General features: G+C 73.0%; 20 protein-coding genes and 1 riboswitch. Of the genes, 15 read left to right on the forward strand and 5 right to left on the reverse strand.

All coding sequences use genetic code 11. From position 1 onward, the window contains the following. Positions 1 to 233 precede the first annotated feature (233 nt). From EV562_RS17810 to EV562_RS17850, 9 genes are all read left to right on the forward strand, one after another. Positions 234 to 1088: a bifunctional methylenetetrahydrofolate dehydrogenase/methenyltetrahydrofolate cyclohydrolase gene (locus EV562_RS17810; protein WP_003974148.1), complete on the forward strand. Its 855-nt coding sequence runs from the start codon at positions 234 to 236 to the stop codon at positions 1086 to 1088. 157 nt (positions 1089 to 1245) lie between these two features. Beyond that, positions 1246 to 1812 carry a DUF3017 domain-containing protein gene (locus EV562_RS17815; protein WP_243860082.1) on the forward strand — a complete coding sequence of 189 codons (567 nt, stop codon included), beginning with the start codon at positions 1246 to 1248 and terminating at the stop codon, positions 1810 to 1812. Positions 1813 to 2231: 419 nt separating this feature from the next. Beyond that, positions 2232 to 3611 carry an XRE family transcriptional regulator gene (locus EV562_RS17820; protein WP_243860083.1) on the forward strand — a complete coding sequence of 460 codons (1380 nt, stop codon included), beginning with the start codon at positions 2232 to 2234 and terminating at the stop codon, positions 3609 to 3611. A gap of 413 nt (positions 3612 to 4024) precedes the next feature. Next, positions 4025 to 5014, forward strand: a complete 990-nt coding sequence (locus tag EV562_RS17825; protein ID WP_133887768.1) for a malate dehydrogenase — start codon at positions 4025 to 4027, stop codon at positions 5012 to 5014. A 231-nt stretch (positions 5015 to 5245) separates the two neighbouring features. Continuing rightward, positions 5246 to 6775 carry an aldehyde dehydrogenase family protein gene (locus EV562_RS17830; RefSeq protein ID WP_133887769.1) on the forward strand — a complete coding sequence of 510 codons (1530 nt, stop codon included), beginning with the start codon at positions 5246 to 5248 and terminating at the stop codon, positions 6773 to 6775. A 56-nt stretch (positions 6776 to 6831) separates the two neighbouring features. Next, positions 6832 to 8364 carry a GMC oxidoreductase gene (locus tag EV562_RS17835; RefSeq protein ID WP_133887770.1) on the forward strand — a complete coding sequence of 511 codons (1533 nt, stop codon included), beginning with the start codon at positions 6832 to 6834 and terminating at the stop codon, positions 8362 to 8364. Further along, complete coding sequence (locus tag EV562_RS17840; RefSeq protein ID WP_133887771.1) at positions 8361 to 9617, forward strand: glycine betaine/L-proline ABC transporter ATP-binding protein; 1257 nt, start codon at positions 8361 to 8363, stop codon at positions 9615 to 9617. Before EV562_RS17835 ends, EV562_RS17840 begins: the two co-directional genes overlap by 4 nt. Beyond that, positions 9617 to 11566 carry an ABC transporter permease subunit gene (locus tag EV562_RS17845; protein WP_133887772.1) on the forward strand — a complete coding sequence of 650 codons (1950 nt, stop codon included), beginning with the start codon at positions 9617 to 9619 and terminating at the stop codon, positions 11564 to 11566. The genes EV562_RS17840 and EV562_RS17845 overlap by 1 nt, the downstream gene beginning before the upstream one ends. A gap of 1 nt (position 11567) precedes the next feature. Next, the gene (locus tag EV562_RS17850) at positions 11568 to 12524 is read left to right on the forward strand and encodes an ABC transporter substrate-binding protein (protein WP_133887773.1); all 957 of its coding nucleotides are present in this window, start codon (positions 11568 to 11570) and stop codon (positions 12522 to 12524) included. A gap of 3 nt (positions 12525 to 12527) precedes the next feature. Here the strand turns inward: EV562_RS17850 and EV562_RS17855 are convergent, their stop codons facing one another. Genes EV562_RS17855 through EV562_RS17865 form a run of 3 tightly spaced genes read right to left on the reverse strand, consistent with a single transcriptional unit; the run spans position 12528 to position 14220 of the window. Next, the gene (locus tag EV562_RS17855) at positions 12528 to 13265 is read right to left on the reverse strand and encodes an isocitrate lyase/phosphoenolpyruvate mutase family protein (RefSeq protein ID WP_243860084.1); all 738 of its coding nucleotides are present in this window, start codon (positions 13263 to 13265) and stop codon (positions 12528 to 12530) included. Then, entirely contained in the window at positions 13259 to 13705 is a 447-nt protein-coding gene (locus EV562_RS17860; protein ID WP_133887774.1) for a carboxymuconolactone decarboxylase family protein, read from the reverse strand. The genes EV562_RS17855 and EV562_RS17860 overlap by 7 nt, the downstream gene beginning before the upstream one ends. Further along, positions 13702 to 14220 (reverse strand): carboxymuconolactone decarboxylase family protein, encoded by a 519-nt coding sequence (locus EV562_RS17865; RefSeq protein WP_133887775.1) that lies wholly within the window; start codon positions 14218 to 14220, stop codon positions 13702 to 13704. The genes EV562_RS17860 and EV562_RS17865 overlap by 4 nt, the downstream gene beginning before the upstream one ends. Before the next feature lie 47 nt (positions 14221 to 14267). Between EV562_RS17865 and EV562_RS17870 the strand changes: the two genes are divergently transcribed. The 3 genes from EV562_RS17870 to EV562_RS17880 all read left to right on the forward strand — a co-directional run bounded on the left by EV562_RS17870 (position 14268) and on the right by EV562_RS17880 (position 17290). After that, positions 14268 to 15656 carry a PLP-dependent aminotransferase family protein gene (locus EV562_RS17870; RefSeq protein ID WP_133887776.1) on the forward strand — a complete coding sequence of 463 codons (1389 nt, stop codon included), beginning with the start codon at positions 14268 to 14270 and terminating at the stop codon, positions 15654 to 15656. A gap of 78 nt (positions 15657 to 15734) precedes the next feature. Next, on the forward strand, positions 15735 to 16097 hold the full coding sequence (locus EV562_RS17875; protein ID WP_133887777.1) for a hypothetical protein: 363 nt from the start codon (positions 15735 to 15737) through the stop codon (positions 16095 to 16097). An 8-nt stretch (positions 16098 to 16105) separates the two neighbouring features. After that, positions 16106 to 17290 carry a glutathionylspermidine synthase family protein gene (locus EV562_RS17880; protein ID WP_133887778.1) on the forward strand — a complete coding sequence of 395 codons (1185 nt, stop codon included), beginning with the start codon at positions 16106 to 16108 and terminating at the stop codon, positions 17288 to 17290. 6 nt (positions 17291 to 17296) lie between these two features. On the opposite strand, the gene EV562_RS17885 is transcribed toward EV562_RS17880, so the two are convergent. Further along, on the reverse strand, positions 17297 to 18811 hold the full coding sequence (locus tag EV562_RS17885) for a hypothetical protein (RefSeq protein ID WP_133887779.1): 1515 nt from the start codon (positions 18809 to 18811) through the stop codon (positions 17297 to 17299). A 203-nt stretch (positions 18812 to 19014) separates the two neighbouring features. Further along, positions 19015 to 19103, forward strand: a riboswitch (ZMP/ZTP riboswitch). Between the two features lie 41 nt (positions 19104 to 19144). On the opposite strand from EV562_RS17885, the gene EV562_RS17890 reads away from it, so the two are divergent. Beyond that, positions 19145 to 20596, forward strand: a complete 1452-nt coding sequence (locus EV562_RS17890; RefSeq protein WP_133887780.1) for a glycine hydroxymethyltransferase — start codon at positions 19145 to 19147, stop codon at positions 20594 to 20596. 22 nt (positions 20597 to 20618) lie between these two features. On the opposite strand, the gene EV562_RS17895 is transcribed toward EV562_RS17890, so the two are convergent. Further along, entirely contained in the window at positions 20619 to 21194 is a 576-nt protein-coding gene (locus EV562_RS17895) for a hypothetical protein (protein WP_243860092.1), read from the reverse strand. A gap of 216 nt (positions 21195 to 21410) precedes the next feature. On the opposite strand from EV562_RS17895, the gene trpS reads away from it, so the two are divergent. Then, positions 21411 to 22424, forward strand: a complete 1014-nt coding sequence (gene trpS, locus EV562_RS17900) for a tryptophan--tRNA ligase (protein WP_133887781.1) — start codon at positions 21411 to 21413, stop codon at positions 22422 to 22424. A 178-nt stretch (positions 22425 to 22602) separates the two neighbouring features. Continuing rightward, a complete protein-coding gene (locus EV562_RS17905; protein WP_133887782.1) occupies positions 22603 to 23181 on the forward strand; it encodes a 2'-5' RNA ligase family protein in 579 nt (192 codons plus the stop codon). Positions 23182 to 23420: the final 239 nt, after the last annotated feature.

Consider the following 23420-nt stretch of genomic DNA (forward strand, 5'->3'; position numbering starts at 1 on the left):
TGTTCGTAAGCGGTTCGTCCCCCCGGTACGGCCCCGCGGCACTGTGCCGTCCAATCGTTCTTGACCGAACTCTTACTTGTCCAGCCCGGCCGCGATGCGTTGTGCAAGTGCAACACCGCCGGTCATGAGCGGACAGGACCGGACGTGTCCCACGGCGTCCGGAAGGTCCCGGGGCGCTGCCCGCATGCCGACCTGATTGGAACCGGGGGCCGGTCATCCGCGAGGATGGGGGTATGACCGCCCAGATTCTCGATGGCAAGGCCACCGCAGCCGCGATCAAGTCCGAACTGACCGCCCGCGTGGCGGCGCTGAAGGAGAGGGGTGTCACCCCCGGCCTCGGCACCGTCCTGGTCGGCGACGACCCAGGCAGCCAGAAGTACGTCGCCGGCAAGCACCGTGACTGCGCGCAGGTCGGCATCGCCTCCATCCAGCGCGAGCTGCCGGCCACGGCGACGCAGGAGGAGATCGAGGCGGTCGTCCGCGAGTTGAACGAGGACCCGGCCTGCACCGGCTACATCGTCCAGCTGCCGCTGCCCCGGGGCATCGACGAGAACCGCATCCTCGAACTGATGGATCCGGACAAGGACGCGGACGGCCTGCACCCGATGAACCTGGGCCGCCTCGTCCTGAACGAGCCGGCGCCGCTGCCCTGCACCCCCAACGGCATCCTCACCCTGCTGCGCCGCTACGGCGTCGAGATCAAGGGCGCCGAGGTCGTGGTCGTCGGCCGCGGTGTCACCATCGGCCGCCCGATGCCGCTGCTGCTCACCCGGCGCAGCGAGAACGCCACCGTCACCCAGTGCCACACCGGCACCCGCGACCTCGCCGCCCATCTCAAGCGGGCGGACATCGTCATCGCCGCCGCCGGCTCCCCGCACCTGGTCCGCCCCGAGGACGTGAAGCCGGGGGCCGCCGTCCTCGACGTCGGCGTCTCCCGCAACGCCGAGGGCAAGATCATGGGCGACGTCCACCCCGGTGTGGCCGAGGTGGCCGCCTGGATCTCCCCGAACCCCGGCGGTGTCGGCCCCATGACCCGGGCCCAGCTGCTCGTCAACGTGGTGGAGGCGGCGGAGCGCAGTGCCGGCTGAGGAGACCAACGCCGCGCGACCGGGCGGCACGGGGACCCCGGACGCCCCGGGGGCCCCCGACGCCCCGGGCCGCTCGAAGGACTCGGATGCCACGAAGGCTTCGCACGTCGCGAAGGCTTCGGACGTCCCGAAGGAATCGAAGGCCCATGAGCCCGCCGTGGCCTCAGGACACCCGGAGTCCTCAGAGGGCACAAGCGCCTCAGAAGACTCCAGGGACTCCAGGGACTCCAGGGACACGAGCGCCTCAGGGGACTCGGAGGGAAGCCGCACGGAGGACCCCGAGGACATCACCGTCCGCGACCCCGTCAGCGCGCCCGACGCCACGGGGCGCCCCCGCCGTGTCACGCGCCGGTTCCCGCTCTTCACCCGCGACACCGCCCGCCCCGAGGGCGGTGGCCGGGCCGCGGCCCGCGACGCCCCGGCGCCCGCCCGGCAGTGGCCGGTGCTCGCGGTGGTGCTGCTGGTCGGACTCGGCCTGCTGCTGACCGCGCTCGACGTGTTCCGCTGGGGGACGGTACTCATCGGCGCCGCGCTCCTGGGCGGTGCCGTGCTGCGCTGGATGGTGCCCGACGTCGGCATGCTCGCCGTGCGCTCCCGCTTCACGGACATCACGACGTACGGCGTCCTCGGCCTCTCCATCGCCCTGCTGGCGCTGATGGCGCAGCCGAACCCGGTGCTGGAGATCCCGTTCCTCAAGGACACCCTGCACTTCACGGTCAGCTAGACGGACCCGGAAGATCCCGACGGCGGCCCGTCCCCACCCCCGTGGGAGGACGGGCCGCCGCCGGGATCAACCCTCCTGCACGCGGAACGCCCTGTTCAACGGCTGTCAGGGCGCTGTGGCACGGAAGTGACCGTTCCGCTACTCGGCTACGCGGACCCCGGTGCCGGGGGTTCCGTTCGGACGCGGCGGCTCCGGTGGGACACTGGACCACGGGTCCGTGGGCGTGCGACTGTGCACCGCCCCGGCCTCTGTGCACCTGTGCGCCCCCACCCCGGGAACTGAGATCCTGAGCGGGCGCATCCCTGTGGGTAGCCAGAACCAGGCAGGCATCGTGCGCCGGACGCCGCGCGGTGACCAGCGGGGGAACGACCAGCACGTCACCGGGGGAAGAGGGGGAAGCAGTGCCTCGTTGGAAGGCCTTGCCGGATGAACTCGATCCGCAGATCGCGGAGTTCACCGGTCAGCTGCGTCGGCTCGTGGACCGCAGCGAACTCAGCGTCGCCTCGGTGGCCGACGCCACGGGCTACAGCAAGACGTCCTGGGAGCGCTATCTGAACGGCCGGCTGCTGGCGCCCAAGGGTGCCGTCGTGGCCCTGGCCGAGGTGACGGAGACCAACCCGGTCCACCTGACCACCCTGTGGGAGCTGGCCGAACGTGCCTGGAGCCGTTCGGAGATGCGCCACGACATGACCATGGAAGCCATCCGGATCTCGCAGGCGCGGGCCGCACTCGGCGAACCGGGCACGCCCGCGCCCACGTCGGGCGACTCCGCGGCCGAGCCGGGCAGCGGCGGAAGGAACGGCAGCGGCAAGGGGAGCCGGTCCGGCCGTCACGGCGGCGGCGCGGCGGCCGGGTCCGGGATCGCCGGACCGGCCGGTGTGTCGCCCACGCTGCCACCGGCCGTCCCGGCACAGCCGACGGCCGCCGACAGCCCCGACTCGGCCCTCGGACCGCACCAGGACGGCGCACCCGGCACCTCCTCCCCGCCGTCCGCCGGCGGAGCGACCGAGGGCAACTCGTGGGGCCTCGCCGGATACCGGGGGCCCGCGCCGACCGGCGACCGCGCGGCCCGCTCCCGGCCCCGGACCGGCACCGGGGACCCGGCCCGGCCGGCCGGCCGCGCCGAGCCGCAAGGCCCCGGCCACGGCCCGGTCACCGCCCCCGCGGGCACGTACGGCGGCCCCTCGTACGGCGGCCCCTCGTACGGCGAGCCCGGGCACGGCGAGCCCGCCTACGGTGCGCCCGCGTACGGCGAGCCCCCGCACGGCGGCCGTCCGCGTCCGCCCCGGCGGTCCCCGGGCGGCGGCGGCAAGCGGACGACGGCGCTCGTCGCGGGAGTCGTCGGCGTGCTCGTCGTGGCCGCGGGCGCCTTCTTCTTCCTGAAGGGCGGAGGCGACCGGAAGAACGAGGACGCCAAACCCTCCCCGTCGCCCACCGTGACCAGTGAGGCGCAGCTGCCCCCGGGCGTGAAGTGCAGCGGCGACGCCTGCACCGGTAAGGACCCGGAGCGGATGGGCTGCGGTGGCGACCTGGTGACCACCGGCGCGTCCGCCGTCGTCGGCACGGCCGCCGTCGAGGTCCGCTACAGCAAGGTCTGCGGAGCCGCGTGGGCCCGCGTCACCCAGGCCGCACAGGGCGACGAGGTCAAGGTGAGCGCCGGCGGCGCGAACGAGCAGCGGGCGACGGTCGGCACCGCGGGCGACACCGCCGCGTACACCACGATGGTCGCCGTGAAGTCCGTCGCCGACGCCACCGCGTGCGCGACGCTGGCATCGGGCACGGAGGGCTGCACGCGGTAGCGGCGCGCGGGCCCCGCGGCAGGCGCGGAGCAGATGCCGTGCGACAGCCGCAGAGCGGGCCCTCCGCGGCAGGCGCCGGCCGGCCGGCGAAGAAAATCCGTCGCGACAGGCATGTCCCGCGTCCGCACGGGCACGCGAAAAGTACCCCCACGGGAGTCCGGCAACGGTATCCCCGAGCGGCGGTCGCCTCAGTCCCCCCTCTCCCGGACAGGCGGCCGCCTCTTTTTTGAGCCCCCGTTCCCGGCGTACGGGTGAGCCCGCCGTCGTCCTGTGGGACGGGCCACACCGACCCGGACGTGCCGCACACCGCGGGCGCGATAGCCTGACCGCTGGATGGATCTCTTGATACCAAGAGATCGATCAAACGCCCGGGGCAGGGACGCCCCACCGCCAGCTGTCATACGGAGAACGCCATGACCCGCACTCCCGTGAACGTCACCGTCACCGGCGCGGCCGGCCAGATCGGTTACGCCCTGCTCTTCCGCATCGCCTCCGGCCAGCTGCTCGGCGCGGACGTGCCGGTCAAGCTGCGCCTCCTGGAGATCACTCCGGCGCTCAAGGCCGCCGAGGGCACCGCGATGGAGCTGGACGACTGCGCGTTCCCGCTCCTCCAGGGCATCGAGATCACCGACGACCCGAACGTCGCCTTCGACGGCGCCAACGTCGCCCTCCTCGTCGGCGCCCGCCCCCGCACCAAGGGCATGGAGCGCGGCGACCTCCTCGAGGCCAACGGCGGCATCTTCAAGCCGCAGGGCAAGGCCATCAACGACCACGCCGCGGACGACATCAAGGTCCTCGTGGTCGGCAACCCGGCCAACACCAACGCCCTCATCGCCCAGGCCGCCGCCCCGGACGTACCGGCCGAGCGCTTCACGGCGATGACGCGCCTGGACCACAACCGCGCGCTGACCCAGCTCGCGAAGAAGACGGGCTCGACGGTCGCCGACATCAAGCGCCTGACCATCTGGGGCAACCACTCCGCCACCCAGTACCCGGACATCTTCCACGCCACCGTCGGCGGCAAGAACGCCGCCGAGACCGTCAACGACGAGAAGTGGCTGGCCGACGAGTTCATCCCGACCGTCGCCAAGCGCGGCGCCGCCATCATCGAGGCCCGCGGCGCCTCCTCGGCCGCCTCCGCCGCCAACGCCGCCATCGACCACGTGTACACCTGGGTCAACGGCACCGCCGAGGGCGACTGGACCTCCATGGGCATCCCGTCGGACGGCTCCTACGGCGTCCCGGAGGGCATCATCTCCTCCTTCCCCGTCACCACCGAGGACGGGAAGTACGAGATCGTCCAGGGTCTGGAGATCAACGACTTCTCCCGCGCCCGCATCGACGCCTCCGTCAAGGAGCTGTCGGAGGAGCGCGAGGCGGTCCGCGGTCTCGGCCTCATCTGAGCCCAGCCCCACAGCCCCGCACGGGCCCCGTTCCGGTCGCACACCGGGACGGGGCCCGTGCCCGTTTCCGTGCCCCTTTATGTCCCTACCGCCCCTTTTCTCCGTGATGCGCCACACTTTCGACCGGCGATTCGGCATGCAAACAGGGCGGCGGGGCAGGGGCTCACGGTCCCCGAGAGTGACGCGCGGGTGACACAGGGGGACCGATCAGGAACGGAAGGCAACACCGGCATGGCGAACAGCACACCCACCCCGGCGGAGCGGGCGCACCGGACCATCCACGCGGGAGGCGAATGGCTCGCGGCGTCCTCCGGTGCCACGCGCGAGATCCTCGACCCCGCGGACGCCCTGCCGTTCGCCGTGGTAGCGGAGGGCGACGAGAAGGACACCGACCTCGCGGTGGCCGCCGCCCGCCGCGCCTTCGACGCCGGCGACTGGCCGCACACCCCGGTCGCCGAGCGCGCCGCCCTGCTGCGCCGCGTCGCCGGCCTCCTCGTGCGCGACCGCGAGCGGCTCGGCCTGCTGGAGAGCCGCGACGCGGGCAAGACCGTCGAGGAGGGCCGCGTCGACATCGACTGCGTCGCCGACGCCTTCCGCTACTTCGCCGACCTGGTCGCCGGGGAGGCCCCCGGCCGGGTCGTCGACGCGGGATCGCCCGACATCCACAGCGTCGTCGTGCACGAGCCGGTCGGCGTCTGCGCGATGATCACACCCTGGAACTACCCGCTGCTCCAGGCCAGCTGGAAGATCGCCCCCGCGCTCGCCGCGGGCAACACCTTCGTGATCAAGCCCAGTGAGATCACCCCGCTCACCACGGTCGCCCTGATCGACCTGCTCGTCGAGGCGGGCCTCCCCACCGGCGTCGCGAACATCGTCACCGGCCCCGGACACACCGTCGGCGCCCGGCTCGCCGAGCACCCCGACGTCGACCTGGTCTCCTTCACCGGCGGTCTGGTCAGCGGCACCAAGGTCGCCCAGGCCGCCGCCGTCACCGTCAAGAAGGTCGCCCTCGAACTCGGCGGAAAGAACCCCAACGTCGTCTTCGCCGACGCCTGCGAGACCGAGGAGGGCTTCGACACCGCCGTCGACCAGGCCCTCAACGCCGCGTTCATCCACAGCGGCCAGGTCTGCTCCGCCGGCGGGCGCCTCATCGTCGAGGAGTCGGTCCGCGAGCGCTTCGTCGCCGAACTCGCCCGCCGGGCCACCAGGATCCGCCTCGGTCGCGGCACCGAGGACGGCGTCGAGTGCGGCCCGCTCGTCTCCGAGCAGCAGCGCACCAGGACCGAGGACTACGTCGCCTCCGCCCTCGCCGAGGGCGCCGAACTCCGCTGCGGCGGCAAGCGGCCCGAGCCCTCGCCCGAGCGGCCCGAGTCCGGCTACTTCTACGAACCGACCGTCCTCGACCACTGCCACCGCGGGATGCGGGTCGTGCGCGAGGAGGTCTTCGGCCCCGTCCTCACCGTCGAGACCTTCCGCACCGAGGACGAGGCCGTAGCCCTCGCCAACGACACCGAGTACGGTCTGGCCGGTGCCGTCTGGACCGCCGACGCGGGACGGGCCCGCCGGGTCGCGGGCCGGCTGCGGCACGGCACCGTGTGGATCAACGACTTCCACCCCTACCTGCCGCAGGCGGAGTGGGGCGGCTTCGGCAAGAGCGGCGTCGGCCGCGAACTCGGCCCCGCCGGCCTCGCCGAGTACCGCGAGAGCAAGCACGTCTACCAGAACCTCGCGCCCGAGCCCGTCCGCTGGTTCACCGGCTGACCACTCCCGTCTCCGTACGTCCCCGCACCATCCGCTCGCCCCACTGGAGTACCCCCATGCCAGAAACCACTCACGTCTACGACTACGTCGTCATCGGCGGCGGTACGGCAGGCTCCGTGATCGCCTCCCGTCTCACCGAGAACCCGGACGTCACCGTCGCCGTCATCGAGGGCGGCCCCAGTGACGTCGGCCGCGACGACGTGCTGACCCTGCGCCGCTGGATGGGCCTGCTCGGCGGCGAGCTGGACTACGACTACCCCACCACCGAGCAGCCGCGCGGCAATTCGCACATCCGGCACAGCCGCGCCCGCGTCCTCGGCGGCTGCTCCTCGCACAACACCCTCATCGCCTTCAAGCCGCTGCCGTCCGACTGGGACGAGTGGGAGGCGGCCGGCGCCGAGGGCTGGGGCGCGGTGCAGATGGAGGCGTACTTCGCCCGGCTGAAGAACAACATCGTCCCGGTCGACGAGAAGGACCGGAACGCCATCGCCCGCGACTTCGTCGACTCCGCGCAGAAGGCGCTGGAGGTCCCCCGGGTCGAGGGCTTCAACAAGAAGCCCTTCACCGAGGGCGTCGGCTTCTTCGACCTCGCCTACCACCCGGAGAACAACAAGCGCTCGTCGGCGTCGGTGGCGTACCTGCACCCGGTGATGGACGAGCGTCCCAACCTCACGCTCATGCTGGAGACCTGGGCGTACCGGCTGGAGCTGGACGGCACCCGCGCCGAGGGAGTCCACGTCCGCACCAAGGACGGCGAGGAGATCCTGGTGAAGGCCAGGAACGAGGTCGTCCTCAGCGCCGGGGCCGTCGACTCCCCGCGCCTGCTGCTGCATTCCGGCATCGGTCCGAAGGACCAGCTGGAGGCCCTCGGCATACCCGTGGTGCTCGACCTGCCCGGCGTCGGCGAGAACCTGCTCGACCACCCGGAGTCGGTGATCGTGTGGGAGACGAACGGTCCCCTCCCGGACAACTCCGCGATGGACTCCGACGCCGGTCTGTTCGTGCGCCGCGACCCCGAACACGCGGGCCCCGACCTGATGTTCCACTTCTACCAGATCCCCTTCACGGACAACCCGGAGCGACTGGGCTACGAGCGCCCGGAGTTCGGTGTCTCCATGACCCCGAACATCCCCAAGCCCAGGTCCCGCGGCCGCCTCTACCTGACCAGCGCCGACCCGTCCGCGAAGCCCGCCCTGGACTTCCGCTACTTCACCGACGAGGACGACTACGACGGCCGCACCCTCGTCGACGGCATCCGTATCGCCCGGGAGATCGCCCGGACCGAGCCGCTGGCCGGCTGGCTCAAGCGCGAGGTCTGCCCGGGCCCGGAGGTGACCGGGGACGACGAGCTGAGCGAGTACGCCCGCAAGGTCGCCCACACCGTCTACCACCCGGCAGGCACCTGCCGCATGGGCGCCGCCACCGACGAACAGGCCGTGGTGGACCCGGAGTTGCGCGTTCGCGGGCTCTCGGGTCTGCGCATCGCCGACGCCTCCGTCTTCCCGACCATGCCCGCCGTGAACCCGATGATCGGCGTCCTCATGGTCGGGGAGCGTGCCGTCGAGATGATCGGTGGTGACGCCCGATGAGCATCGCCAAGGACACCGCCGCCGCCACCGACACCGTGGCCGAGCGCCCGCCGGTCTTCTCCGTCGACGGCCTGTGGAAGGTCTTCGGCCCCAAGGCCGCCCGGGTCCCCGCCGACCCGGACCTCACCGCCCTGAGCCCGGCCGAGCTGCGCTCCCGCACCGGCTGCACCGCCGCCGTCGCCGACGTCTCCTTCGACGTGCGCAAGGGCGAGGTCTTCGTCGTCATGGGACTGTCCGGCTCCGGCAAGTCCACCCTCGTACGCTGCCTGACCCGCCTCATCGAGCCGACGGCCGGATCCATCGCCATCGACGGCGAGGACGTCCGGGCCATGGACAGGTCCCGGCTGCGCGAACTGCGCCGGCACCGCGCCGCGATGGTCTTCCAGCACTTCGGCCTGCTCCCGCACCGCACCGTCCTGGACAACGTGGCCTACGGCCTGGAGGTCCAGGGCATGGGCCGCGCCGAGCGCCGCGAGCGCGCCGCCGCCATCGTCGCCAAGGTCGGTCTCGAAGGGCTGGAGCACCGCCGCCCCGGCCAGCTCTCCGGCGGCCAGCGCCAGCGCGTCGGCCTCGCCCGCGCCCTCGCCGTCGACCCCGAGGTCCTGCTCTTCGACGAGCCGTTCAGCGCGCTCGACCCGCTGATCCGGCGGGACATGCAGGAGGAGGTCGTGCGGCTGCACCGCGAGGAGGGCCGCACGATGGTCTTCATCACCCACGACCTCCAGGAAGCCCTCAAACTCGGCGACCGCATCGCCCTGATGCGCGACGGCCGCGTGGTGCAGCTCGGCACCCCGGAGGAGATCGTCGGCGCGCCCGCCGACGACTACGTCCGCGAGTTCGTCCGCGACGTCCCGCGCGAGCAGGTCCTCACCGTGCGCACGGCGATGCGCCCCGCCGTCTCCGCCGACGAGGCGGGCACCGGCCCGGCGATCCGCCCCCGGGCCACGGTCTCGGAGGCCATCGAGGCCGTGGCCCGGGCAGGCTCCCCGGCCCGTGTCATGGACGAAGGCCGCTGCCTGGGCGTGGTGGACGCGGCGGACCTCCTGTCGGTGGTGGCGGGCACAGCCGCCACGCCCGCCGCGGCAGACGGTGCCGCCACGGCCGCCCCCGCCGCGGGCAGTCGTGCCGCCGGGGCGGCACGGGTGGGCGATGGGGGTGCCCCCGCGCGAGCGAAGCCGAGGACGGGGGAGGCACCGGCCACGCGCCGTGAGCCGACCACCCCGCCCCCCGCCCCCACCGAGGAGCCGGCGTAATGGCAACGATCACTGCTCAGACGTCACAGAAGGCCGCCCCGCCGGGCATTCTCACCAACAGAGCCGTCCGCAAGCTCCTCGTCCTGGCCCTCGCGGCGGCGATCCTCGTGCCCCTGGCGATCACGCGGTGGCCCGGCGCCGCCTGGCCCACCGCCCTCACCGTCGACGTCTCCGAACCGCTCGGCACGGCCAGCGACTGGATCATCGACAACCGCGACAGCCACCCGCTGTTCCTCTACTTCCTCGGCCACGTCAGCAACGTCGTCGTCCTCGCCGTCCGCGCCGTGTACCTCGCCCTCCTCGCCGTCGGCTGGGCCGGGGTCACCGCGATCGGCGCCCTGGTCGCCTGGCGGGTGGCCGGCGTCAGGCTCGCGGCAGGCACCGCCGCCGCGTTCCTGGCCTGCGGCCTGCTCGGCATGTGGGTGCCGACCATGCAGACCCTCGCGCTCATGGTCGTGGCCGTCCTCGCGTCGGTGGCCGTCGGCGCCCTGCTGGGCCTGGCCGCGGGCCTGTCCGGCCGGATGGACCGCGTGCTGCGCCCGGTGCTCGACACCATGCAGGTGCTGCCCGCCTTCGCCTACCTGCTGCCCGTCGTCCTGGTCTTCGGCATCGGCGTCCCCGCCGCCGTCCTGGCCACCGTCGTCTACGCCGCCCCGCCCATGGCCCGGCTCACCGCCCTCGGCCTGCGCGGCGCCGACAAGGAGGTGCTGGAGGCCGTCGAGTCCCTCGGCACCACCGCCCGCCAGCGGCTGCTCACCGCGCGCATCCCGCTGGCCCGCAGGGAACTCCTCCTCGGCGTCAACCAGACGATCATGATGGCGCTGTCCATGGCCGTCATCGCCTCCGTCATCGGCGCCGGCGGTCTCGGCGACCGCGTCTACCAGGCGCTCGCCTCGGTCGACGTCGGTGCCGCCCTCGCCGCGGGCATCCCGATCGTGCTGCTCGCCGTCGTCCTGGACCGCGTGACCGGTGCGGCGGGGGAGCGGCTCGGCGAGTCCGGGAAGTCCCCGGTTTCCTGGCTGTACGCGCTGGTCGTCGCCGCGGCCGTCGCGCTAGCCGGGCGAGTGGCCGGCTTCCTCGACTGGCCCGACGGGTGGGAGCTGAACATCGCCGAGCCCGTCAACCGGGCCGTCGACTGGATGACCGCCCACCTGTACTCCGGCGTCCCCGTCGTCGGCGGCACCGCCGACTGGGCCGCGCACTTCACCAGCTGGGTCCTCAACCCGCTGCGGGACGGCCTCCAGTGGCTGCCCTGGTGGTCCGTCCTGCTGATCGTCGCCGCCCTCGCCTGGCTGATCGGCACCTGGCGCACCGCGCTCACCGCCGTCCTCGCGATGGCCGCGATCGGCGTGCTCGGCGTGTGGGACCCGTCCCTCGACACGCTCTCGCAGGTGCTCGCCGCCGTCGCCGTGACCCTGGTCGTCGGCTTCGCCACCGGTGTCGCCGCCGCCCGCAGCGACCGCTTCGAACGCCTGCTGCGGCCCGTGCTCGACGTCTTCCAGACGATGCCGCAGTTCGTGTACCTGATCCCGGTCGTCGCCCTGTTCGGCGTGGGCCGCGCGCCCGCCGTGGCCGCGGCCGTCGTCTACGCCCTCCCGGCCGTCGTCCGGATCACCGCCCAGGGGCTGCGCCAGGTCGACCCGGCCGCCCTGGAGTCGGCCCGCTCGCTGGGCGCCACCAGCGGCCAGCAACTGCGCCAGGTCCAGCTCCCGCTGGCCCGCCCGGCCCTGCTGCTCGCCGTCAACCAGGGCGTCGTCCTGGTCCTCGCCGTCGTCATCATCGGCGGCCTGGTCGGCGGTGGCGCCCTCGGCTACCAGGTCGTCTTCGGCCTGGCCCAGGGCGACCTGGCGACCGGCCTGGTCGCGGGCGCCGCGATCGTCTGCCTCGGCCTGATGCTCGACCGGGTCACCCAGCCCACGGAACGCCGTACGACCACGAAGGGAGCCTGACATGCGACTGCGCACGACCTCCGCGATCGCGGGCGTGGCCGCGCTGACGCTGCTCACCGGCTGCGGCGCCGCCGACATGACCAAGCAGGCGTCCCCGTTCGCCAACGCCCAGGGCGCGAGGACCGTCACCCTGTCCGTGCAGTCCTGGGTCGGCGCCCAGGCCAACGTGGCCGTCGCCCAGTACCTGCTGGAGCACGAGCTGGGCTACCGCGTCGACACCGTCCAGGTCGACGAGGTCCCCGCCTGGGACGCGCTCAGCCAGGGCCGGGTCGACGCCATCCTGGAGGACTGGGGCCACCCCGAGCAGGAACAGCGCTACGTCCGGGACAAGAAGACCATCGCCGCCGGCGGCGACCTCGGCGTCACCGGGCACATCGGCTGGTTCGTCCCGACGTACTTCGCCGAGAAGCACCCGGACGTCACGAACTGGAAGAACCTGAACAAGTACGCCGACCTGCTGCGCACCGCGGAGAGCGGCGGCAAGGGCCAGCTCATGGACGGCTCCCCGTCCTACGTCACCAACGACAGGGCCCTGGTGAAGAACCTGGACCTGGACTACCAGGTCGTCTTCGCCGGCTCCGAGGCCGCCCAGATCACCCAGATGCAGCAGTTCGCCAAGGAGAAGAAGCCCTTCCTCAGCTACTGGTACACACCCCAGTGGCTGATGGAGAAGGTGCCGATGACCGAGGTGAAGCTGCCGCCGTACGAGGAGGGCTGCGACGCCGACCCCGAGAAGGTCGACTGCGCCTACCCGGTCACGCCGCTGCAGAAGTACCTCAACGCCGACTTCGAGAAGAAGGGCGGTGACGCGGCCCGGTTCCTGAAGAATTTCAGGTGGACCACCGAGGACCAGAACCAGGTCTCTCTCATGATCGCCGAGAAGAAGATGCGGCCCCAGGTCGCGGCGAAGAAGTGGGTGGACAGCCACAAGTCCGTCTGGAAGAAGTGGCTGCCCTGACCCTCACTCCTTGGGCCGGTCCGCGAGCCGTTGCGCCAGCTCCCGCACCGCGCCCTCCGTGTGCCGCTGGAGACCCGGTCCGAAGGTGATCCGGGTGGCCCCGAGTCCGCCGAGTTCGGCGGGCGAGGGGCCCCGGCCGGGGCGGGCGAGCACGTTCACCGGCCCCTGGATGCCGGCCCGCAGCAACGGCAGTACGGCGACGGGGGCGGCGATCGGGTACACGCAGTCGGCGCCCGCGGCGACGTACGCGGCGGCCCGCTCGATCGCCGCCCCCGGATCGTCGACGCCCCGGACGAACGTGTCGATCCGGGCGTTCAGGAAGAGCCGGTCGCCCGCCTCCCGGCGCACCTCGGCCAGCCACTCGGCGTGCTCCGCCGGGTCCTTGAGCACCCCGTCCGCGGAGTCCTCCAGGTTGCAGCCGACGGCGCCCGCCTCCAGGAGCCGCTCCACCAGCTCCTTCGGAGCCATCCCGTAGCCGTCCTCGACGTCCGCCGACACGGGTACGTCCACGGCCCGCGCGATCCGCGCGACCGCCGCGAACATCTCGTCGGCCGGGGTCGCCCCGTCCGCGTACCCGAGCGAGGCGGCGACCCCGGCGCTCGGCGTCGCGAGCGCCGGGAACCCGGCCTCCGCGAACACCCGGGCGCTCGCCGCGTCCCAGGGACCGGGCAGGACCAGGGGCTCCTCGGGGAGACGGCCGTGGTGCAGCGCGCGGAACCGCACGGCCCCCGCCGTCACCACGTCGTGCTCCCCGCCGGGATCCGCCGCGCGACCATCAGCCGGTTCCAGCTGTTGATCGCCGCGATCAGCGCCAGCAGGTGGGCCAGCCCGTCGGCGTCGAAGTGCCGGGCGGCCTCCTCGTACACCGCGTCGGGCACGAAGCCCTCCGTCACCACCGTCACCGCCTCGGTCAGCGCCAGCGCGGCCCGCTCCCGCGCGTCGAAGACCTCCCCGGCCTCCTCCCAGGCGGCCAGCAGGTCCAGTCGGCCCTCGCTCTCACCCTGCTCGCGCGCCACGCCGAGGTGCATGTCAAGGCAGAAGGCGCAGTGGTTGAGCTGCGAGGCCCGGATCTGCACCAGCTCGGCCAGACCCGGGTCGGCCAGGCCCCGTTTGGCGGCGGCGCCCACCGCCCGCAGTGCGGAGCGGACGCCGGCGTCCAGGTGAGTCGTGCGTGGCGTCACGCGTACTGTCCCGGCGTGTAGTGGCCCGGCGTCCGCCGGCAGGCCACCCCGAAGCGGTTCCAGGCGTTGATCACCGTGATCGCGGCGATCAGCTGCGCCAGCTCGGCCTCGTCGAAGTGGGCGGCGGCCCGCTCGTACACCGCGTCCGGCACGAAACCGTCGGTCAGCACGGTGACGGCCTCGGTGAGTTCGATCGCCGCCAGCTCCCGCTCCGTGTAGAAGTGCCGCGACTCCTCCCAGGCCGCGAGCTGCACGATCCGCTCCACGCTCTCGCCGGCCGCCAGCGCGTCCTTGGTGTGCATGTCCAGGCAGAAGGCGCAGTGGTTCAGCTGGGAGGCGCGGATCTTCACCAGCTCCCGCACCTTCGGGTCGAGGCCCTGCGCGGTGGCCTTCTCCAGCCGCAGCATCGCCTTCCAGACCTCGGGTGCGTGCTTGGCCCACTCCAGGCGGGGGGCGTGCTCGGCGGCGAAGGGCTCGGGGACCGTGTTCTCTTCGGTCGTCGTGTTCGTGGTCATGCCACCGACCCTAGAAGCGATGCAGCCCAAGGGTATGGTCCATTCCCATGGTGGAATCATGGGCCACTTTCGGCGTCGACCTGCACCTGGACCGGTCGGGCCCCGGCCTGCGCCGGGGACTCACCGAAGCACTGCGCGAGGCCGTCCGCGGCGGCCGGCTGGCGCCCGGCACCCGGCTGCCCTCCACCCGCTCGCTCGCCGCCGACCTGGGCGTGGCCCGCAACACGGTCGCCGAGGTCTACGCCGACCTGATCGCCGAGGGCTGGCTCGCCGCCCGCCAGGGCTCCGGCACCCGGGTCGCCGACCGCACCCCCGCCACCCCCGAGCGGCGCCGGGCGCCCCACCCGCGCGAGCGGACCCGTCCGGCCTACGACCTCGTCCCGGGCACGCCCGAACTGGCCTCCTTCCCCCGGACCCACTGGCTCCGGGCCGCCCGCCGCGCCCTGGCCGCCGCCCCCGACCAGGCCCTCGGCTACGGCGACCTCCGCGGCCGCGTGGAACTGCGCACCGCCCTCGCCGGATACCTCTCCCGCGCCCGGGGCGTGCACGCCGACCCCGACCGGATCGTGGTGTGCGCCGGCTTCCTCGGCGGCCTCGGCGTCCTCGCCGAACTGCTGCGCCGCCGGGGCGGGGACACCGTCGCCGTCGAGTCCTACGGCCTGCCCCACCACCGCCGGCTCCTCGAGAACGCGGGCTGCGCCACACCCCCGCTGCCCTTCGACGACCGCGGCACCCTCCCGCCCGGCGGCCGGGCCGCCGCGGACGCCGTCCTGCTGACCCCCTCGCACCAGTTCCCCCTCGGTCTCCCCCTGCTCCCCGAGCGCCGGACCGCCCTGATCGAGTGGGCCCGGCGCACCGGCGGCCTGGTCCTGGAGGACGACTACGACGGCGAGTTCCGCTACGACCGCCAGCCCGTCGGCGCCCTCCAGGGCCTGGACCCCGACCGCGTCGTCTACCTGGGCACCGCCAGCAAGTCCCTGGCCCCCGCCCTGCGGCTGGGCTGGATGGTCCTGCCGCCCGCGCTCGTCGAGGAGGCCATGGACGCCATGGCGGGCCGCGCCCCCGGCGTCCTCGACCAGCTGACCCTCGCCGCGTTCCTGTCCTCCGGCGACTACGACCGCCACGTCCGCTCCGCCCGCCTGCGCTACCGGCGCCGCCGCGACGCCCTGGTGGCCGCACTCGCCGAACGGGCCCCCGGGGTCCGTGTCAGCGGCATCGCCGCCGGACTCCACGCCGTCCTCGAACTGCCGCCCGGCACCGAGCGGCAGACCATCCGTGCCGCCGCCTGGCACGGGCTCGCGGTGCACGGCCTGTCCGTGTTCCGGCACCCCGAAGCCGCCCTCCCGCCGCGGGACGCCCTGGTCGTCGGCTACGGCACCCCGCCCGACCACGCCTGGGCGGGGGCACTGGACGCCCTGTGCCGCGCGCTGCCGTAAAGTCCGTCCGCGACGAGGGCCGTACACTCGACCGGCCCAACTGTCGTACAACCGCACGGACAACGGGGAGAGACGGACATGGCGGAGACCCGGCGACGGCTGCGGTCGAGCACCGTGGTGCTCGGCGGCATGGGAGTGCTCGCGGCGGCCCTGAGCGCGTGCGGCTCGGACCCCGACCGCCGCTGCGTGGACCGCGACAGCTACGACTACCTGAACGGCTACAAGGTCGTCGCCGACAAGAACTGCAAGTCGGGCTCGTCCGGCAGCTCCTACGGCAAGGGCGGCAAGAAGAAGGGCGCCTCGAAGTCCGTGGGCGACGCCGACTGGTACTACGACGGCGACGTCAGCAACGGCCGGGTCGACTCCGGGACCTTCAGCCGCTCCGAGGCCGTCGACCGGGGCGGCTTCGGCTGCTCGGGCTCCGGCAGCGGCGGCGGCTGAACCCGGCCATGGAACGCCGCACCACCGAACCCCGCCCCGGCTGGCAGCAGACCGTCGAGGAACAGGGGCTGATCTACCCCCTGACCCGCTACCCCGACGACTCCCTGCGCCCCTACTGGGACGAGAGCGCCTACTACGTCTTCTCCCTGCCCGAGGTGGAGGCGCTGGAGGAGGTCGTCGAGGAACTCCACCGGATGTGCCTGGCGGCCGCCGGGCACATCGTCGCCGAGGACCGCTTCGCCGACCTCGGCATCACCGACCCGCGCGTCGTCAGCGCCGTCACCGAGGCCTGGCACCGCCGCGCCGAACTCCCCTCCGTCTACGCCCGCTTCGACCTGCGCTACGACGGCACCGGCCCCGCCAAGCTGCTGGAGTACAACGCGGACACCCCGACCTCGCTCGTCGAGGCGGCGTCCCCGCAGTGGTTCTGGATGGAGGACCGCTTCCCCGGCGCCGACCAGTGGAACAGCCTCCACGAACGCCTCGTCGACGCCTGGAGGAAGCAGGCCGCACTGCTGCCGCCCGGCAACCCCCTGTACTTCGCGCACTCCTCGGACGACGAGCTCGGCGAGGACCTGATGACGGTCGCCTACCTCAAGGAGACCGCCGAACAGGCCGGCCTGGGGACCGACTGGATCTCCATGGAGGAGATCGGCTGGGACCGCCTCTCCGGCCGCTTCGTCGACAACAGGCTGCGCTTCATCCGCAGCCTCTTCAAGCTCTACCCCTGGGAGTGGCTCACCACCGACCGCTTCGCCGGCCACGTCCTGGACACCCTCGACAACGGCGGCGGCACCGGCACCACCCTGTGGATCGAGCCCGCCTGGAAGATGCTGCTCAGCAACAAGGCCCTGCTGGCGATCCTCTGGGAGCTGTACCCCGGCCACCCGAACCTCCTCCCCGCCTACCTGGACGGCCCCCGCGACCTCGCCGCCACCACCGGCTGGGTCGCCAAGCCCCTGCTGGGCCGCGAAGGCGCCGGCGTCACGATCCACGAGCCCGGCACCGACCCGGCCCCCCGCCCCGAGCCCTGCTGCTACCAGGAACTGGCCCCCCTCCCCGACTTCGACGGCAACCGCGTCGTCCTGGGCGCCTGGGTGGTGGAGAGCGAGTCGGCGGGCCTGGGCATCAGGGAGTCGAGCGGCCTGGTGACGGACGAATACGCCCGCTTCCTGCCCCACGTGATCCTGTGACGCGGCTCAGGACGCGGGCGGGAAGACGAAGAAGCCGTTCACCCCGCCGCCCGGCCCGGCGTTGAACGCGCCGACCCAGCCGTAGCCGGTCGACGCGTTGAAGCGGGGCACGAGACGGTCGGGAACGTCCTTGGCCAGGACCTTCTTGGTGCGGGCGTCCACGGCCAGCACGGTCTCGGTCTCCAGGGTCCTGCCGTACAGGACGCTGCCGGTACCGGAGAACCACAGCGGCACCAGGGCGTGCTCGCCCTCGCCCTGGGACCACAGAGCCTTGCCGTCGGCGACCTGTACCACCGACGCCGCCTCGTCGGTGAAGACGGCGGCCAGGTCGCCCCGGGGGCTGAACTCCGGGTCCTCGCCGCCCTCGAAGACGGAGACGGCCTCGGGCCCGCCCGCCAGGTCGTACGTGGCGAGCACCCCGGTCCGGCCCAAGGGGTTCACGTCCCACGCGGTGAGCACCTTGCCGTCGGAGACCCGCAGCACGGACAGCTCACCGGTCTTCCCGTCGTCCCGGACCCAGGCACCCTCGGGCGGTGTCACCTTCGCGCTGTCCCAGACCTTCTTCCCGTCGGCCACGTCGTAGAGGCTGATCCGCGGGGAGAGACCGGTGTCGTCGAAGCCGGGGTAGTAGCCGTCGGTGACCAACGGAGCGAACAGGTTGTCGCCGCCGTCGGCGAGGACCGTCGCGGTGCTCGGCACGAACCCGCAGCCGCTCTGGAAGCCCTCGCAGGGGACGGTACGGGCCGTGCCGCCGTCGACGGGGGTGAGCCGGATGGTGTCCCCGCTCGTCTCGACCAGATGGCCCTCGGCGATGAAGCTCCGGCCGGTGCTCGGCTCCGAGTCGGAGGAGTCCTCCTCCGCCTCCCGCTCGGGCAGCTCCGCCTTCCCGAGCAGGCCGCCCGCGCTGTCGTACAGGGTGGCGGTCGTGCTGGTCCTCGCCTTGGTCAGACCGTCGGACCCGGTCTTCGCCGAGGTCGTGACCGCGACGGCCGGCTTGCCCTCGTGCCAGGTGGTGAGGGTGACCGAATCGGCCTTCACCCGCAGCTCCTTGCGGACCGCACCGGTCTTGACGTCCCTGAACTCCAGGACGAGGTCCTCGGGCGTGTCCGAGCTGTACAGCGAGTGCGCCGGCCCGCTCTCGACGTCCGGTGTCTCGTCGGACACGTAGGCGCCCTTCGAGTCCTTGGCGAAGAGGAGCGTGTCGCCGAGGTCCAGCACCACGGGGATGCTCATGGGGCCCTCGACCGGGAGGCTCCAGGCGGCCTGCCGGGCGAGCCCCGGCAGTGCGGGCCCCTTGTAGACGGGACCCTTCCGGGCCGCCCCGCCCTTTGCCGGGGCCTCGGCGCTCCTGCCGCCCCCGTCCCCTCCGCCGTCGCCGTCGGACGAGCTGCATCCGGCCAGCAGCCCCGCCGTCAGCACCAGACCCGCCAGCGCGGCCACCGTGTGCCGGGGCGGCAGGGCGCGCCGTGCGCCGAGCCGTCCGCCGCCGACTGCCTTCTTCTCGTCGTTCCTCACCCGCATGTGCCCGATTCCCCCATCGCCGAGCTCCTCCGCCCGGCGCGCAGGTACGACGCGTGCTCCGTACTCGTCGTTCACGGCGGACGGTTGATCGAAAGCGCATCCTATCGAGGGGGGTCGCCGGCACGGGACTCCTTTCCCGCGCCCTCCCGGCCTTCTCGGTCGGTGGACGTCGACGGCTCACGCCCGGCGCGCCCGGTAGGCTGGTCGCGGACCGTGACTGGCGCGCTGGGATGGGATGGACCATCGGGGAGCGGTCCCTGAGCAGACAGTGCCGTGCGCCTGGGCCGAACCGTGAACCGTGTACGCCGCGAGCCACGCCATCCGGAGGCCGTCATGTCCGACCAGCAGTCCCTCTCGACCGAGTCCACCGCCTACCGCGCCGCCCTCGACGTGATCCGCGCCGTCGAGCCCCGGGTGGCCGACGCCATCGGTCAGGAGGTCGCCGACCAGCGCGAGATGCTCAAGCTGATCGCCTCCGAGAACTACGCCTCCCCGGCCACGCTGCTGGCGATGGGCAACTGGTTCAGCGACAAGTACGCCGAGGGCACCATCGGCCGCCGGTTCTACGCCGGGTGCCGCAACGTCGACACCGTCGAGTCCCTCGCCGCCGAGCACGCCCGCGAGCTGTTCGGCGCCCGCCACGCCTACGTCCAGCCGCACTCCGGCATCGACGCCAACCTGGTCGCCTTCTGGGCCGTCCTCGGCGCCCGCGTCGAGGTGCCCTTCCTGGAGAAGACCGGCGTCCGCCAGGTCAACGACCTGACCGACGCCGACTGGGCCGAGCTGCGCCAGGCCTTCGGCAACCAGCGCATGCTCGGCATGTCCCTGGACGCCGGCGGCCACCTCACCCACGGCTTCCGCCCGAACATCTCCGGCAAGATGTTCGACCAGCGCTCCTACGGCACCGACCCGGCCACCGGCCTCATCGACTACGAGGCCCTGCGCGCCTCCGCCCGCGAGTTCAAGCCGCTGATCATCGTCGCGGGTTACTCCGCGTACCCCCGGCTGGTGAACTTCCGGATCATGCGCGAGATCGCCGACGAGGTCGGCGCCACCCTCATGGTCGACATGGCGCACTTCGCCGGCCTGGTCGCGGGCAAGGTGCTCACCGGCGACTTCGACCCGGTCCCGCACGCCCAGATCGTGACGACGACCACGCACAAGTCCCTGCGCGGCCCGCGCGGCGGCATGGTGCTGTGCGACGACTCCCTCAAGGACCAGGTCGACCGCGGCTGCCCGATGGTCCTCGGCGGCCCGCTCCCGCACGTCATGGCCGCCAAGGCCGTCGCCCTCGCCGAGGCCCGGCAGCCCGCGTTCCAGGACTACGCCCGGCGCATCGTCGACAACGCCCGCGCGCTCGCCGAGGGCCTGACCCGCCGCGGCGCCACCCTGGTGACCGGCGGCACGGACAACCACCTCAACCTGATCGACGTGGCGTCCTCCTACGGCCTCACCGGCCGCCAGGCCGAGGCGGCCCTGCTCGATTCCGGCATCGTCACCAACCGCAACGCCATCCCCGCCGACCCGAACGGCGCCTGGTACACCTCCGGCATCCGCATCGGCACCCCGGCGCTGACCACGCGCGGCCTCGGCACGGCGGAGATGGACGAGGTCGCGGGCCTCATCGACCGCGTCCTGACCACGACGGAGCCCGGCACCACCAAGTCCGGCGCCCCGTCCAAGGCCTCCCACGTCCTCGACGCGAAGGTCGCCGACGAGATCTCCCACCGCGCGACCGACCTGGTGGCCGGCTTCCCGCTGTACCCGGAGATCGACCTGGGCTGACCCGGCCCGGTCCGGACGACACCTACCGGTCCGGACGACACACCTGGAGGTCGATCAGCTCCTGACGCGGCTCCCCGCGCGGCGGTCCGGCACGGTACCGGCCCGCCGCGCGGCGGACCAGCAGCGTCCCCGCCACGCCCGCTCCGAACCCGGCGGCCCCGGCCCACCACAGCCCGTCCCGCTCGCCGCCGTCCTCCTCCGCGCCGGTCGCGTCCGCCGCGAGGAAGCCTTCGTCGGCGAGTCGCTCGTAGGTGTCCCGAGGTACGCGGTGCCAGCGGATGTCGTCGTCCGTCACGTCCGGCGCCGGGTCGGTGCGCACCCACGGGGTGCCGTCCTCGGCCAGGAAAAGCTGGTCCTGGCGCAGCATGGCCACGTCCCCGCCCGGCGCCCGCTGCGTCTGCGGCCACCCCCCGACCCCGGTCAGCCCCCACAGCACGGTGAACCGCACCGGGGGCCGCCGCCCCTCCGTCCAGGCCTCCGGGACCCGTTCCGTGTCCGTGCGGTCCGGGCCGAGCAGGCTCCGCAGCCGGTCGAAGTCCCTCTCGCCGGCGTGCCAGGACGCGGTGCGCCCGGCGCCCGCCCACACGACCACCGCCACGTCCGGATCGCCGGCGTCCCCGGCCCCTGCCGCCGCGGTCCCTGCCGTGCCCGTCCAGCACGCCGCCCCGGCCACCGCCAGCGCACACACCCACCGTCGTCCCACCCGTTTCCCTCCCGTCGGTCCCCGCCCTTGGTACACCCCTGGGCCCGAAAGGGAGCCCCCTGTACCCGAACCCGTGCCCGACCGGCCCGCGAAGCCTGAGAGAATGGCGGCATGGCCTCTGAACGTCCCCGTGTGCTCTCCGGTATCCAGCCGACCTCCGGCTCGTTCCACCTCGGCAACTACCTCGGCGCCGTCCGCCAGTGGGTCGACATGCAGGACACCCACGACGCGTTCTACATGGTCGTCGACCTGCACGCGATCACGGTCCCGCAGGACCCGGAGGAGCTGCGCCAGAACACGCGCGTCGCCGCCGCCCAGCTGCTCGCGGCCGGCCTCGACCCGGACCGCTGCACCCTGTTCGTGCAGAGTCACGTCCCCGAGCACGCCCAGCTCGGCTGGCTGATGAACTGCATCACGGGCTTCGGCGAGGCGTCCCGGATGACGCAGTTCAAGGACAAGTCCGCCAAGCAGGGCAACGACCGCACCACCGTGGGCCTGTTCACGTACCCCATGCTGATGGTCGCCGACATCCTGCTCTACCAGGCCGACCAGGTCCCCGTCGGCGAGGACCAGCGCCAGCACCTGGAGCTGACCCGCGACCTCGCGGACCGCTTCAACCAGACCTACGGCGACGCCTTCACCGTCCCGAGCGCCTACATCCTCAAGGAGACGGCGAAGATCTACGACCTCCAGGACCCGACCGCCAAGATGAGCAAGTCGGCGGCCACCCCGAAGGGCCTGATCAACCTCCTCGACGAGCCGAAGGCCACCGCGAAGAAGGTGAAGAGCGCGGTCACCGACACCGACACCGTCGTCCGCTTCGACCGCGAGCACAAGCCCGGCGTCAGCAACCTCCTGTCGATCTACTCCACCCTCACCGGCGCCGAGATCGCCGAGCTGGAGCAGAAGTACGAGGGCAAGGGCTACGGCGCGCTGAAGACGGACCTCGCCGACGTCGTGGTGGAGTTCGTCACCCCCTTCCGGGAGCGCACCCAGCAGTACCTGGACGACCCGGAGACGCTCGACGCGATCCTCGCCAAGGGTGCGGAGAAGGCCAGGGCCGTCGCCGCGGAGACCCTCGCCCGGGCGTACGACCGGGTGGGATTCCTCCCCGCCAAGCACTGACCCCCGCCGGCCGTCCGCCCCGCCGCCCGGGGCGGACGGCCGGACGTTCGCCCGTGCGCCCCGGCATGACGCGGTAGCGCTGCACATCACTCCGGTTGCGCCTGCCCAGGGCACGGCGGTGGCCGTACAGTCGATATCCGGGTGTCCGACCGAAGGACACACAACGACAGGAGACGAAGTGGGGACCGTAACGATCGGCGTGTCGATCGCGGTCCCGGAGCCTCACGGCAGCCAGCTCCAGCAGCTGCGCGCGGGCTTCGGCGACGCCGCTGCTCACGGCATCCCCACGCACGTCACCCTGCTGCCGCCGACCGAGGTCGACGGCAGCGCGCTGCCCTCGGTCGAGGCGCACCTCGCGGAGGTGGCGGCGCGCTGCCGGCCCTTCCCGATGCGGCTGTCCGGCACCGGGACCTTCCGTCCGCTCTCGCCCGTCGTCTTCGTCCAGGTGGTCGAGGGCGCGGCGGCCTGCTCCTGGCTGCAGAAGCGGGTGCGCGACGCGTCCGGCCCGGTCCCCCGCGAACTGCAGTTCCCGTACCACCCGCACGTCACCGTCGCGCACGGCATCGACGAGGCGGCGATGGACCGCGCCCACGAGGAGCTGTCCGACTACGAGGCCCAGTGGCCCTGCACCGGTTTCGCGCTGTACGAGCAGGGGCCCGACGCGGTCTGGCGCAAGCTGCGCGAGTTCCCCTTCGGCAGCGCCACCGTGCCCCCGCAGGCCGGCCGCGTGGAGACCGGCTCCCTGCCGACGCGGTAGCCACGCTCACACCGCCTGCCGCGGCAACACCGCCTGCGGCCCGACACCGACCGGCGCCGGAAGACCGCCCGCGGTCTCGGACGGGCAGCCGCCGCAAGGCCGCCCCGCAGCCTGACACCGACCGGCGCCGGAAGACCGCCTGCTGCCGGAAGACCGCCCGCGGTCTCGGACGGGCAGCCGCCGCAAGGCCGCCCCGCAGCCTGACACCGACCGGCGCCGGAAGACCGCCTGCTGCCGGA

The sequence above is a fragment of the Streptomyces sp. BK208 genome (assembly GCF_004364245.1).
GTDB lineage: Bacteria > Actinomycetota > Actinomycetes > Streptomycetales > Streptomycetaceae > Streptomyces.